Annotated in this window: 9 protein-coding genes; 6 read left to right on the top strand and 3 right to left on the bottom strand. The window is 61.3% G+C overall.

Features of this window, described 5'->3' with window-relative positions; translation table 11 throughout:
* Positions 1–24: 24 nt before the first annotated feature.
* From MRBLSP13_RS03195 to MRBLSP13_RS03170, 6 genes are all read left to right on the top strand, one after another.
* Positions 25–1,023, top strand: a complete 999-nt coding sequence (locus MRBLSP13_RS03195; RefSeq protein WP_363752664.1) for an efflux RND transporter periplasmic adaptor subunit — start codon at positions 25–27, stop codon at positions 1,021–1,023.
* Positions 1,020–2,270, top strand: coding sequence for an ABC transporter permease (locus MRBLSP13_RS03190; RefSeq protein WP_363752661.1), 1,251 nt, complete (start codon positions 1,020–1,022; stop codon positions 2,268–2,270). The genes MRBLSP13_RS03195 and MRBLSP13_RS03190 overlap by 4 nt, the downstream gene beginning before the upstream one ends.
* Positions 2,267–2,959, top strand: a complete 693-nt coding sequence (locus MRBLSP13_RS03185; RefSeq protein WP_363752658.1) for an ABC transporter ATP-binding protein — start codon at positions 2,267–2,269, stop codon at positions 2,957–2,959. The genes MRBLSP13_RS03190 and MRBLSP13_RS03185 overlap by 4 nt, the downstream gene beginning before the upstream one ends.
* Before the next feature lie 1,264 nt (positions 2,960–4,223).
* Positions 4,224–5,420, top strand: a complete 1,197-nt coding sequence (locus MRBLSP13_RS03180; protein ID WP_013054122.1) for an AAA family ATPase — start codon at positions 4,224–4,226, stop codon at positions 5,418–5,420.
* A 53-nt stretch (positions 5,421–5,473) separates the two neighbouring features.
* Positions 5,474–6,565 carry a ParB/RepB/Spo0J family partition protein gene (locus tag MRBLSP13_RS03175; protein ID WP_363752656.1) on the top strand — a complete coding sequence of 364 codons (1,092 nt, stop codon included), beginning with the start codon at positions 5,474–5,476 and terminating at the stop codon, positions 6,563–6,565.
* Between the two features lie 310 nt (positions 6,566–6,875).
* Positions 6,876–8,063, top strand: a complete 1,188-nt coding sequence (locus tag MRBLSP13_RS03170) for a replication initiator protein A (protein WP_363736788.1) — start codon at positions 6,876–6,878, stop codon at positions 8,061–8,063.
* A gap of 640 nt (positions 8,064–8,703) precedes the next feature.
* Here the strand turns inward: MRBLSP13_RS03170 and MRBLSP13_RS03165 are convergent.
* From MRBLSP13_RS03165 to MRBLSP13_RS03155, 3 genes are all read right to left on the bottom strand, one after another.
* Positions 8,704–9,633: a hypothetical protein gene (locus tag MRBLSP13_RS03165; protein WP_363752654.1), complete on the bottom strand. Its 930-nt coding sequence runs from the start codon at positions 9,631–9,633 to the stop codon at positions 8,704–8,706.
* Positions 9,634–10,525: 892 nt separating this feature from the next.
* Positions 10,526–11,350, bottom strand: coding sequence for a MucR family transcriptional regulator (locus tag MRBLSP13_RS03160; protein ID WP_363736791.1), 825 nt, complete (start codon positions 11,348–11,350; stop codon positions 10,526–10,528).
* Between the two features lie 700 nt (positions 11,351–12,050).
* Complete coding sequence (locus tag MRBLSP13_RS03155) at positions 12,051–12,326, bottom strand: HU family DNA-binding protein (RefSeq protein ID WP_363736793.1); 276 nt, start codon at positions 12,324–12,326, stop codon at positions 12,051–12,053.
* Between the last annotated feature and the right edge of the window lie 393 nt (positions 12,327–12,719).

Below are 12,719 nucleotides of genomic sequence, written 5' to 3'. Positions count from 1 at the left end.
TGGCGTGATGCTATATACCCTCTTATGAAACGCATCGCGCTCTGGCTGTTGCCGCTCGCGCTGGTCGCGGTGGCTGCGGCATGGTGGTTGCTCGCGAGCCGGGCGCACAAGGTCGAACTCGCGCCCGTCCGTATCGGCCAGGCCGTCGAACTGGTCTATGCCACCGGCTTCGTGGAGGCGCAGCAGCCCGTTTCGGTCTCGGCCCGTCTCACCGCTCCGGTTCGCCAGGTATTGGCTGAGGAAGCGCAAACTGTCGTGCGCGGTCAGCCGCTGATCCTTCTCGATGACGAGGAGCAGCGCCACGCGCTGCAACAGGCGGCTGCGCAACGCCGCCTTGCGCAGCAGGATGAGCGGCGCGTGCTCACGCTTTTCGCCAAGGGCTGGGTCACCCGCGCTGCACGGGACTCGGCCGTAGCCGCCGCCCAAAGCGGGAGAGCGGCGGAAGACAGCGCCCGCGCCCGGCTCGACCAGATGATCGTGCGGTCGGGCATCGACGGCGTCGTCCTGCGCCGGGATGTGGAGCCCGGCGATCTCGCCAGCCCCGGCCGCATCCTCATGACGCTGGGCGATCCTTCCCGCATATGGATCACGGCCACCGTAGATGAACGCGACGTTTCCCGCGTTCGTGCCGGTCAGGAAGCATTGATGTCGAGCGACGCCTGGCCCGGCCGGGTGCTGCATGGTCATGTGCGCGAGGTGACGCCGGGCGGCGATCCCGAACAACGCGCCTTTCGCGCCCGCATCGTGACCGACGGCGCGGTGGCGCTGCCGCTGGGCCTGACGTTGGAGGTGAACATCGTCACGCGCAGGGCGCAACAAGCGCTGCTGGTGCCCGCAACCGCGATTGAAGACGGCAAAGTGTGGATCGTTCGCGACAATCGCGTTCATGCGAAACCTGTCCGCACCGGCATTGCCGGGACCAACGACGTGCAGATCTTCTCCGGCCTGTCGCGTGGCGACATGGTGGTGAAGACGCCGGAAGGGAAGCTCAAGGACGATATGCGCGTTCGGGTGCGGCGATGACCGGCCAGTTGCGGCTGCTGGCCAGCGTCGCCGCCCGTCATCTTGTCGGCCGTCGCCGCCAGACCGTCGTCGCAGTAAGCGGGGTGGCCGTCGGCGTCGGATTCTTCCTCGCCGTGTCGGCCATGATGATCGGCAGCCAGAATGACTTCATCAAGACACTGATCGACGCCGCCCCGCACATCATCATTTCCGACGAGCTGCGCAGCCCGCCGCCTCAACCCGGCATCAGCCACTACAAGGGCGCGGCTGTGGACCTTCGCCACTACAAGGTCCGCAACGAAGTGCGTGGGCTTAAAGGCTGGCCGGAGATATTGCGTGCCGTCGACGCGGTGCCCGGCGCCATCGGTTCGCCCAGCCTCAGCGGCGCGATCACCCTGCGCAGCGGCGGACGCGAGGAAGCATTGACCATCGTGGGCGTCGATCCGGCGATCGAGGAAAAGGTCAGCACGATCCAGGACCAGTTGCGCATCGGACGCCTGCGCGACCTCGAAAGCACGCAGGGCGGCATTATCATAGGCGAGGAAATGGCCCGACGGCTTGGCCTTGGCGTGGGCGATGTGGTTGGCGCGACCTCCGCTTCGGGAAAGAGCCGGTCGCTCCGCATCGTCGGCCTGTTCAAGCGCGGCCAGACGCAGATTTCGTCCGGCCTGGGCTATGTCCTGCTGCGGGAAGCACAATCACTGCTCGGCCGTCCCTTCATCATCAACCGCATCGGCGTCCGCCTTGCCGATCCCTATGAGGCCGAGCCGATCAGCCGCCGCCTGGAGGCGCGCTATGCCTATAAGGCGGAAAGCTGGCAGGAACGTTCCGCCGACTTCCTCTCCCTGCTCGTGACCCGCAACGTCATCATGTACAGCGTCGTATCGGCCATCCTGCTGGTCGCCAGCTTCGGCATCTACACGGTCGTATCCAACAGCGTGTCCGACAAAAGGCGCGACATCGCGATCATGCGCTCGATGGGCTTTTCAGAGCGCGATCTACAACTGATCTTCGTATTCGAAGGGCTGGCCCTGGCATTGATCGGCATCGTCGCCGGATGGCTGCTGGGCTACGGGCTGATGGCGATCCTCGGCTCGCTCAAATTCCCCATCGCGGGCGAAGACCAACGCCTGCCGCTGGACCGCTCCGCGCGTCAATATGCGATCGCAGCGGCGGCGTCCCTGATCTCGGGGGTGATTGCCGCATGGCTCCCCGCGCGAAAGGCGGCGCGCGTCGATCCGGTCGACATATTGCGGGGCGCGGTATGAGCGCGATCATAGAGGTTCAGGACCTGTCCCGCAGCCTGCCCGGCACGCCGCCGGTGACGCTGGTCTCCGACGTGTCCCTGTCGATCCAGCCAGCCACATTCGTCGCCATCGTCGGGCCGTCGGGCTGCGGCAAATCCTCGCTGCTCTATCTGCTCGGCCTGCTCGATCGGCCAACATCAGGACGGGTGCTGTTCAACGGGCAGGACATGAACTCGCTGCGCGGTGACGCGCGCGCCCGGATCCGGTTGGCGAGCTTCGGCTTCGTCTTCCAGTTTCACTTCCTTCTGCCGGAGTTCACGGCACTGGAAAATATCATGCTGCCCATGCGCAGGCTCGGCAAGCTCCCGCTGGCGGAAATACAGGCAAAGGCGCAGGCGTTGCTTGAAGGCATGGGTCTTGGAGAGAAAGGCGCGAAGACGCCTGATCGCCTCTCCGGCGGCGAGCGCCAGCGTGTCGCCATCGCCCGCGCCATCGCCAATGATCCCGCACTGGTGCTGGGCGACGAACCCACAGGCAATCTCGACAGCCAAAACAGCGCCCGCGTGGTCGAGATGTTTCGCAATCTTGCTCACGATCAGGGTCGCGCGGTGGTGTGCGTCACCCATGATCCCGATGTCGCGGCGGCGGCCGACGTGCAGATCTCCATGCTGGACGGCCGTATCAAGGAAACAAGCGTGAGACCGCGATGACTGCTGGCATCAGTTCCTCCATCATACAGCCTTATCTGCCGCTGTTGGCCGCCGCGTCGCCAGATTTCGCACCTTCGGTTTGATCGGCGGTATCGGTGGTCCGGCGCCGGACATGGTTGCCGCCGCCCTCGCTCACATCATACTCCGCACGCGCCCGCACGGTCGCCTTCGGGCGGATATCAATCCACCGGAATGATTGGTCTATTGACCGGGCGAGCGCTGATTGATCCAAACAGCACGGCATTGCGTTATGTTAAATTTACCGGAGCAGGGCGGCTAGCGACCAAAGTGAGACATTCGCGGCTTTGCTACTTGATCCGCAACCGGACATTCCATCGCACCGCGATTTCCTACAGCTAGTTGCGACGTCCAATCTTTTTGAAGGTGCTTTAGGGTGCGATGGAACCGAGGATGTTCGATGCGCTTCGCCCGATGCGCCTCGTAGCTCCGCCCCATGCGTCACCGGCGTTTCCTTCGCCATGAGGATAGATCAGGTTAAACGCTTCTCGATGGACAATTGTTGAGGTTCGGCATCCAAGCCTCGTTACCCGGACTTCACCATTTGAGGCGGTTATTTTACGAGCCTCCACCGAAAATACGATAAGCTTGTTGTTCGCGCATATGTCGGATTTTGTGAACCGCCACTGCGGGTTTGTTTCTGCTACTGCGCTGATTTTCAAATTCTTGATCTGAGCAAAAGCGGATGATTTTGCTTCCGATCTAAGCGCAATCGCAAGATATGTGGCTATACCTCGCTCATCATTTGACTGGACGGTCAGGTTGGCTGAGCCAGTGTGGTGGAGGCGCGGATCTAACGCTACACGCACCCAGAGCCTGCCCGACGAGACTGCAGGAAAGCTCTCCCCGTAGGGGATGGCAGCGCTGACTGTCAGAGGCAAGCTCGCGCCTAGGCTGGTAATGACTCCCGACACACAGCCCGCAAGCTGGAGTGCAACGCGCCGTCGTCCCGACGCGACTGTGTGAGTCAGCCTGTTTCGCCTACCTATCAACGGGGCGGGATGACCATATCTCATTCAGCGCACCCAACATGAGGTTTCGAGTGAAGTCGGAATGTTAGCAGTTGGAGAGGTGAGCGGCCAGTCCGCTATCCACCCATCCTGACCTCTCAACCTCGCCACCCTAACACAGCTTCCAACCCGCCCCTTTCCCGCTACCACATCTCAATCCCCATTCATTTGCCAATTTGAACTATTTATGCCACATATACCCTGAACAAGCTTCAACTTCGCGCAAGAGGGCAGGAATGAACGCAGTGGTGACCCAGATCGGGGATCTGGCGGAGGCCGGCGAAAAGATGGTCGAACGCCTGCGCCGCAAGGCGTTTCTGCCGGATAGCCGGAAGGAACTCAACATCCGCTTCGGCATTGCGGAGGCGGCGCAACTGCTCGGCTGCTCCACGAATCGCATTCGCATGGCGGAGGAGGACGGACGCCTCCCCCCTGCCCCACCGACCGAAAATGGACGCCGCCCCGGCTACAAGGTGGAGGAGCTGCTGAACATGCGGCAGGTGCTCGGCGCCTCGCCCGAACGCGCCCCGCTGGACATTCCGGCCATCATCGCGGTACAGAATTTCAAGGGCGGCGTCGGCAAGTCGACCGTCACCACCCATCTCGCCCATTATTTTGCGGTGCAGGGCTATCGCGTGCTGGTCGTCGACTGCGACAGCCAGGCCACCACCACCACCCTGTTCGGCTTCAACCCGCATTTCAACATCCAGCGGGAAGAGACGCTCTACCCCTATCTGTCGATCGACCCGACGCAGGTGGACCTGCTCTATGCGGTCAAGCACACCGCCTGGCCCAATGTCGACCTGATCCCGTCCAATCTGGAACTGTTCGACGTCGAATATGAGCTGGCGGCCGCAGGCAGCGATGGCGGCTCCGTCCTCGCGGCGCGGTTCCGCAAGCTGAAACAGGGCCTGATGGATCTCGCCCGCCATTATGACGTGGTGCTGCTCGATCCGCCGCCAGCGCTCGGCACGATCAGCCTCGCCGTGATGCAGGCGGCCAATGCCCTGCTGGTGCCGCTGGCCGCGACCACGCCCGACTTCTGCTCCACGGTCCAGTTCCTTTCGATGATGGACCAGGTGATCGGCCAGCTCCAGCAGGCCGGGATAGAGGTCGACTATCAGTTCGTCCGCCTGCTCTGCTCGAAATTCGACAGCAATGATCCCAGCCATTCGATGGTCCGCGCGATCATGGAACAGAGCTTCGGCCCGGCCCTCCTGCCCATTCCCATTCTCGACAGCGCGGAGATCAGCCATGCGGCGCTGCGCATGATGACCGTCTATGAGCTGGAGAAGCCGATCGGCACGCCGCGCACCCACAAGCGGTGCCGCGCCAATCTGGACGAGGCCATGGGCCAGATCGAGGCGCTGGTGCGCCAGGGCTGGGGCCGCGTGGCCCCGGCGCGGGAAGAGGACATCGTCAATGCGGCGTGAAGGCCTCATCCATATGTTCACGATATGTTCCCATATGATCGAAGGGGAATGTCATGGCGCGTAAGCAATCCGACTATCTGGCCGCCCTTCTCGCCGACGAGCCGGAGGCGACAGCGGCGCCATCAGTCGAGCCGGAGGAAGTGAGCCCGCCCCCCTCGCCTCCCGACCCCTCGCCGGTCGCGCCACGCCAGGATCGCGCGCGGGGCACCACTCTGCTCGGCCGCGAATCCGCCCTCGCCCGCCTTGCTTCCGGAGAGGTGCGGCAGGTCACGCAATTGCTGCTGGACCCGTCAAAGGTTCGGATATGGAGCGGCAATGCCCGCCTCTACGCGCATCTCGATGCGGAAAATTGCCGTGAACTGATCGACTCGATCATCGCGGAAGGCGGGCAGAAGGTGCCTGCGGTGGTCCGCCGGATCGAGGGCGATCCCGACCATGATTATGAAGTGATCGCGGGCACCCGCCGCCACTGGTCGATCAGTTGGCTGCGCGCCAACAGCTATTCCGACATGATGTTCGTGGCGCAGGTCGCCCAGCTCGACGACGAGGCCGCCTTCCGCCTTGCCGACCTCGAGAACCGCGCGCGCAAGGACGTGTCGGACCTCGAACGCGCGCGCAACTATGCGGAAGCGCTCAAGGCCCATTATGGCAGCCACCTCACCCGAATGGCCGAACGGCTGAAGCTTTCCAAGGGGTGGCTCAGCAAGATGATCAAGGTCGCGGGAATCGAGGACGCGGTGATCGACGCCTTCGCCTCTCCGGCCGACGTCCAGCTGAAGCCTGCCTATGCGCTGGCCCAGGCGCTGGACAATCCGAAGGCGGCACCGGCCATCCGGGCGGAGGCTGGCCGCCTCTCCTCCGAACAGCGCGCCCTGCGCGCGGCGGGCGCTGCCCCCATCCCCGCGGCGGAAGCGCTCAAGCGCCTGCTTGACGCCCCGCGCATTGCGCAGTCCGCGCCCAGGGAGGAACCCTTCACCTGGACCACCCGCTACGGCCGCCCCGCGCTGACCGTGCAATCGGTCAATCGGCAGGGCATCACCATCCGCCTCCACGCCGGGTCGGGCGCCGACATGGAAACGCTCACCACCGCACTGCGCGACACGCTCGAACATCTCGAACGCCAGGGCATGGGACTTCAACGCTGATGGAGGCTGGGGGGGCACAATCTGATCCAGGAAGCAGGAAGGCAGGCGCCGCGAGCCTCCTCGCGCCTGCCAGCTGTTTCCCCGGGGAAACAGCGTCTCCCCCCCCCTCCCCTTCCTGCTCCTCGTTTCCCCGGGGAAACAACCACACCCACCCTCACCCCAACTCCGCCATCCGGCCCACAGCACGCTCCCACCATCATTTCAAAACCCGCGCCCAGTCGCCGTCTCGTTCATGGAATTGCCACGGTCCAGCCCTGCCGCCGCCCCGCCTCGCGCGCCATGCACCGCCGTTCATCTTCAGGATCCGCCCATGACCCGCGCCGCCAGGACAGAGATCACCGACCAGTTCGAGCTCTTCCTCCCCTATATTGCGGACATGCCCTTGCGCGATCAGCGCGAGATGATGGAGCGTCCCTTTTTCAGTCTCGCCAAGACAAAGCGGGTCAAGCCGATCGACTACACCTCCCCCGATGGCAAGGCCTGGGTCCATGTCTCCGCCAATCCCGACTATGGCATGGCCACCATCTGGGACGCCGACATATTGATCTACTGCGCCTCGGTGCTGGCCGACATGGCGCGCCGCGGGCTCAACGACATTCCGCGCAAGCTGCATCTTATGCCCTATGACCTGCTGCGCGCCATCCACCGCCCTACCACCGGCCGCGCCTATGAACTGCTCGGCCAGTCGCTCGACCGGCTCGTCTCCACCACCATCAAGACCAACATCCGCGCCGAAAACCGCCGGGAAGCCACTTTCAGCTGGCTCGACGGCTGGACCCAGCTTGTCGATGAACGCACCGAACGATCCCGCGGCATGACCATCGAACTCAGCAACTGGTTCTATGAGGGCGTGCTGATGCAGGGTGGAGTGCTCAGCATCGACCGCGCCTATTTCGACCTGACCGGCGGGCGCGAACGCTGGCTCTACAAGGTTGCGCGCAAACATGCCGGTGGGGCAGGGGAGGGGGGCTTCGCCATCTCCCTGCCGACACTTTTCGAAAAGTCGGGCGCCGAAGGGCCCTATCGCCGCTTCAAATTCGAGATCGCCAAGATTGCAGAACGCGATCCTCTGCCGGGCTATGCGGTGGAACTGGAACAGCCCGACGGCAAGCGCGAACCCTCGCTTCGCATGCGCCGTCGTCGCTCCAACGATCTACCTCGCTCGGTAGCACCCACCCCGACAGTAGCGGCGGCACCCCAGTCCGGCCGTATCACCAGCCCCACGCCTGCGTCCGCCGACGAAGACATGCTGATCGATGCCGGCAGCATGATCCGCAAGACCTTGGCCGGAATGTCCGCCAAGGCGACCGCCGGCGAAATCACGGACGCAACCATGGCGACCCTTCGCGCGGAATATCCGGGCTGGGATTATCAGACGCTCCATCGGGAATTTCGCGACTGGCTCGAAGCCGATCCCGCACGCACGCCGGTCAATTATCAAAAGGCATTTATCGGTTTCGTCCGCCGCTTCCACGAGAAGAACCGGCACCGTCTCTAGGACACGCCGAACCCGACCGCACCGGGTCGCTTCTCTGGATTTCCCCGATATCGCGATTTCCTGATCATGGATCAGACCGCTCCAGCACCGCTCATCCGAAGATCAGCATCACAGGCGGAACGGGCGAAGTCCGCTGATGCTCTCCGCCTTCCGTTCAGCCGACATCACCGATTTCCATGCGGAAGCAGCGATTTTCAGCGGATGCCTCGACATATCCCTCTTTCAACGCAAGGTGCGTTCCCGAAGTGTCGGGTTAGTCGGGCGGCATCCAACAACCAGGCTGCAGGCGGCTCCATTCCTTCCACCTACCCAAAGAATTTGAACGTCCTCTCCGACACCCCGCACGAATATGATTCAATCTCCTCCCACCAATCCCCACCGCCAGGCGAGCTTCGACATTACAGGAACGGTCTTCGCCCCTTCGGGAACGCTTACCCGACATTTCAGGAACGACAGTATCGACATTACGGGAACGAACTATCGACCTTATGGGAACAGGACAGAACAACCGACTCGTGCTTTTCCTGCGATTCGCACTGCAAGCCGAACCGATTAACTCTTTAACTTTCTTAGAAACCTTATAACCAGGCCATGATATTATTGGTTGAAGAAATTTGGATAAGGACTGGCTCGCCCAGGTTCAAAGGCGCCCTGTCAGCCTCTCCACCTGTGCGATCAATTTCGTTGCGCCTTGATGGGAAATGCCCAGCAAGTGGGCGACCGCAACCTTGCTGAGGCCCGGATAAGCAAGCTCAAGCCGCATCAACAGTGGAGCCTTGCTGCGCCGTGTCACGCGCGCATCCGTTGGGAGTTGCGCGAGCTTTGCCTCCAGCCGTCCCAGTTCGGCCAGTCCCCGATTCGCTTCGCGCGCAACCATGGTCGCAATCTGCTCCGCCAGCAAACTGGCATCATCTGGCAGAAAGCGTGGCAGTTCGACGAAGGCCGGTAACGCACGTAAGCTCAGCCCTGCCGCGAACATGGCGCCGGGAAGATGGCAGGCGAGTATCCAGCCCACATCGAAACGCCGGGGATCTATGCGCCATTGGCGCCCATCGGCTGTCGTGACCAGATGACCTTCGCCAACCGGTGTGTCGAGGCTCCCCCTCGCGTCGATCAGACGCTGCGCGATCCCGAGGAAGGACGGTGCGGAATAGGGGGCCTCAAGCAGCATCTGAGCCGTCCGCCATGCGGGACCGAAGCGAACAAGATCCTCAGGCGCCCACAACGCTGCCTCCTTTCGGTCGTCCAACAGCGTGCGGGAGACTTTGAGTGTCGCTCGGGCGACCGGATCATGGCTGTCGCTCACTGAGAGTGCGAAATGAAAAAGGGCCGCGACGGAGAGCGGATCGTTGAGGCCTTCATTATGGCGTGGGGGAGGCGTGCGCCCGCAAATCCAGTCCTGCAAATCCGTGACCGATACAGGCACACCAGCAAAGCGCGACAAGACAGAGGCGCCCTTCAACCTTGCCCTGGCGAGCCAGATGTCGGCCGCAGGACTATTGTAGAGGCGCCCATCAAGCCGACCGAGGAGAAGAAGGGCATGGTCCGACGAGGTTGGAAAGTCGCGCATTACCTAAGCATAGCGCAGCATGGTGTACAACCAAAGATGCCTGTTGGTTGTATCAGCTATGATGGAGGAAAGGCTGGAGCAAGCCGCCGTAACAATCTGCTATCGATCATTCTCATGCCACAATGAAGCACTCGCTGCCAGCGACATTTCACCTTGAGCCGTGCTGCCCGATGGCCATGTACAAGCCGAGGAAATCCTCTCAAATGGGGCAAATGCGGAACAAAACAGGAAACGGCCATAATTTGCCTTCAGGGCCCTCTGGAGAGCTTTTGGTCGGCCTGCATGATCAGACATAGGGGAGGCGATTTTTCGCGCTCAGTGAGCGCCCCAGGCTGCACGAATTTTAGGCATTCTCGCTCAAACGGCGCTGGGGTGCCCGACCTGAGAAGCCGTCCTATCGATCCGCAGGGGAAAATATCGATCACTGATAGTTCATCACGCAGCACCCAGAATGTGAAGTGCTGGGCGGAAGCTTCCCGATGCCTTGCTGAATGACGGTGAAAGTTTATGACGATGATACCGCCCAATTGGAAAATGCTCCAAATCTTCTTTCGACACTCTGTTTCAAATTTCCCAAGCGATATTTTGGGTCTTGTAACGGCTTGCACTGATCCAAATCTCGCAGCAGCGTGATTGGATTGCGATATTATGATGAGCTAAACTGGCGGGATTGATTTGGGTGATCTGCTGAACATGCCCTTGAAGCGAACAGCACTTCCGCCACTCTACCCAAAAACTATCACATTAGTCAGGGTGATATCGTGATCAGCAGTTCATATTTCGCGGAGCCGGGCATTTTCAGCCGCCCATCTTCGAACGAGCTTCCGCAAAGCTCGCGGAGGTAAAGCGCCGGCATGTTGTTGCTCATGGCAAAGACATGCCGGCGTGCCAATCAGGCCTTTTCGGCTGTAGGTGCCTTGGCTGCGGGCTTCTTCTTGGCCGCAGCCTTGGCGGGCGCCTTCGTCGATGCTGTTCCTGCGGCGGGCTTTTCAGACGGTTTGTCGCTGGCCGAAGCCGCCTTCTTCTTCGGGGCTGGTGTTGCTATGGATAGACGCTTGCGCGAAGCGGCGGGCTTTTCAGCAGGCTTCTTGGCTGCGACCGACTTTGCTTCCACAGGCTTCACTGCGAGCACCTTGGCGTCTGTCGACTTGGTAGGGGCAGCCTTTGCTTCCGCAGTTTTGGAAGCCGAAGGCTTGGCCGGGGACTTCGCCGCTGCCGGCTTGGCAGGGCTGGCCTTTGCGGGCGCACTCTTCGGAGCTGCTGCTGCGCTGGCTGCTGGAGCAGGCGCCGCTTCCGCCGGCTTCTTCGCGGTTACGGGCTTGCGGCCAAGGCCAAGCTTCGTGGCGACCGCCCGCCGTGCTTCCGAATAATTGGGCGCAACCAGCGGATAGGATTTCGGCAAGCCATAGCGTTCGCGATATTCATTGGGCGACAGACCATGGCTGGCCAGGTGCCGCTTCAACGTCTTGTATGGCTTGCCGTCAATCATGCTGAGAATATGTTCGGGCGAAGACAGGCTTTTGCGTACCGATACGGCTGGAGTATAAGTCGGCACTGCCGCCTCTTCAGGCTTTGCGGCCGGATCATCAGTCAAGGCAAGGCGGGTGGTCCGGATGAGGTCGGCAAGACCTTCGCTCGCGACATTATTGTTCGAGACAAAGGCACTCACCAGCTGAACAGTGAGCGTCGTGATGTCAGGCTGGTTGTTTTCAGACATTGGCCCCGCTTCCCATCTTTGAGTAATAGAAGCGGCCTTTTGCGCGGTTTTGCGTGAAATGTAAATCCGAATCGACTTGACAGCACAGACACGGGCTATCGAGCGCGGCTAAACAACTCCAATTTGTCTCGACATGGCACACTTGATGAAGGGGTTTCCATCAATGAACCGCTGTCTTCATCGGTCCTTTGGCGGCCACGTCTCGGAAATAAGATGTTGGTACAAGGATGACGGACAAGATTCTATATTCGCGTGCCGGCTATCAATGCTCGATCAATGCAAGATAAGATCCCATAGTATGAAAGCTGTTCCCTGTATAAAATGCAAGCTTTCGACCCGCCCGCGGACTTTGAGAGAGGATGCCCGAACGACGCCCAAAGGCGCTACGTCTGCAACGGCAAATACGAAGTCGCGGGCAGCAACCCGTCGCGACATGGTGGGACGGAGTGCTGAGAGGGGCCTCGGGAATTGCAGAAACAGCGTCGTGACGGCCGGCATGTCCGGGTCTCATATCATGTGCTGGACAGCTCGTCAGTTCACGAGGAAAGGCAGGCTCTTGTGAAAATGGCGCGCCCGCCAATAAGGCAGTGCGCGCCATTTCATAAAAGGAAGATGCGGTCCGCCATCTGGGACCAAAAACTTCCGATCATGTTTCGACGGAGACTTGATCGGCGACCGGATGCGGCCGCCAGGATCGTCTTCAGCCGTTCAACTGGTCCTTCACGGCCTTGGCCGGGGTGAAGGTCAGCTTCTTGGAAGCGGCAATCTGGATAGCGGCGCCGGTCGACGGATTGCGACCTTCGCGAGCTGGCTGGTCCTTGACCTTGAACTTGCCAAATCCGTTCAGCGAAACTTCCTCGCCCTTAGCAGCAGCACCGGCGATGGTGGAAAATATGCCATCGACATATTTGCGCGCGTCGGCCTTGGTCAGTCCATGGTCGGCGGCCAGTGCTTCGGCGAGTTCAGTATTGTTCATGATGATCTCCCTTTCGTGGACGGCTGGTCTTAACCTGTCTCTGCGCGCTCAACTAGCCCCTTTGCGATCGGTAACCGGCGAAAATCGGCAGTAAAATCGCGTTATTGACGCTTTCAGACGTCAAAATCATGCCGGCGCGAGCGGTTGGGCCGCATTTATCCGTCCGTGGCGACTCCTCCGGCTTGTTACAATGTGGATGCCGGAACGGGCATTTCGCCTGGGAAAGAGGGCTACAGACGGCCGTTCCGCCAAAATGGTCGCAATTGCCGCGCGCCCGTTCAGCGCCGCGTCGGGTGGGGATCGCCCAAGGCGCGGCCTTCGTTCCCAGAGGGTCTTTTACAAAGACTTGCCGATACAACCGATCCGGTCCCTGTTGCGGATGAACGGCAGGTC

Origin of the sequence: Sphingobium sp. LSP13-1-1.1 (assembly GCF_040676415.1) — a bacterium.
Lineage (GTDB): Bacteria > Pseudomonadota > Alphaproteobacteria > Sphingomonadales > Sphingomonadaceae > Sphingobium.
The sequence above is the reverse complement of the archived record's forward strand: the minus strand, read 5'-3'. Positions and strand labels throughout refer to the sequence as shown.

Bases quoted from the DNA above. Each gene is read 5' to 3' on its own strand.
- MRBLSP13_RS03195 (WP_363752664.1), top strand. From the start codon at position 25: ATGAAACGCATCGCGCTCTGGCTGTTGCCGCTCGCGCTGGTCGCGGTG.
- MRBLSP13_RS03190 (WP_363752661.1), top strand. From the start codon at position 1,020: ATGACCGGCCAGTTGCGGCTGCTGGCCAGCGTCGCCGCCCGTCATCTT.
- MRBLSP13_RS03185 (WP_363752658.1), top strand. From the start codon at position 2,267: ATGAGCGCGATCATAGAGGTTCAGGACCTGTCCCGCAGCCTGCCCGGC.
- MRBLSP13_RS03180 (WP_013054122.1), top strand. From the start codon at position 4,224: ATGAACGCAGTGGTGACCCAGATCGGGGATCTGGCGGAGGCCGGCGAA.
- MRBLSP13_RS03175 (WP_363752656.1), top strand. From the start codon at position 5,474: ATGGCGCGTAAGCAATCCGACTATCTGGCCGCCCTTCTCGCCGACGAG.
- MRBLSP13_RS03170 (WP_363736788.1), top strand. From the start codon at position 6,876: ATGACCCGCGCCGCCAGGACAGAGATCACCGACCAGTTCGAGCTCTTC.
- MRBLSP13_RS03165 (WP_363752654.1), bottom strand. From the start codon at position 9,633: ATGCGCGACTTTCCAACCTCGTCGGACCATGCCCTTCTTCTCCTCGGT.
- MRBLSP13_RS03160 (WP_363736791.1), bottom strand. From the start codon at position 11,350: ATGTCTGAAAACAACCAGCCTGACATCACGACGCTCACTGTTCAGCTG.
- MRBLSP13_RS03155 (WP_363736793.1), bottom strand. From the start codon at position 12,326: ATGAACAATACTGAACTCGCCGAAGCACTGGCCGCCGACCATGGACTG.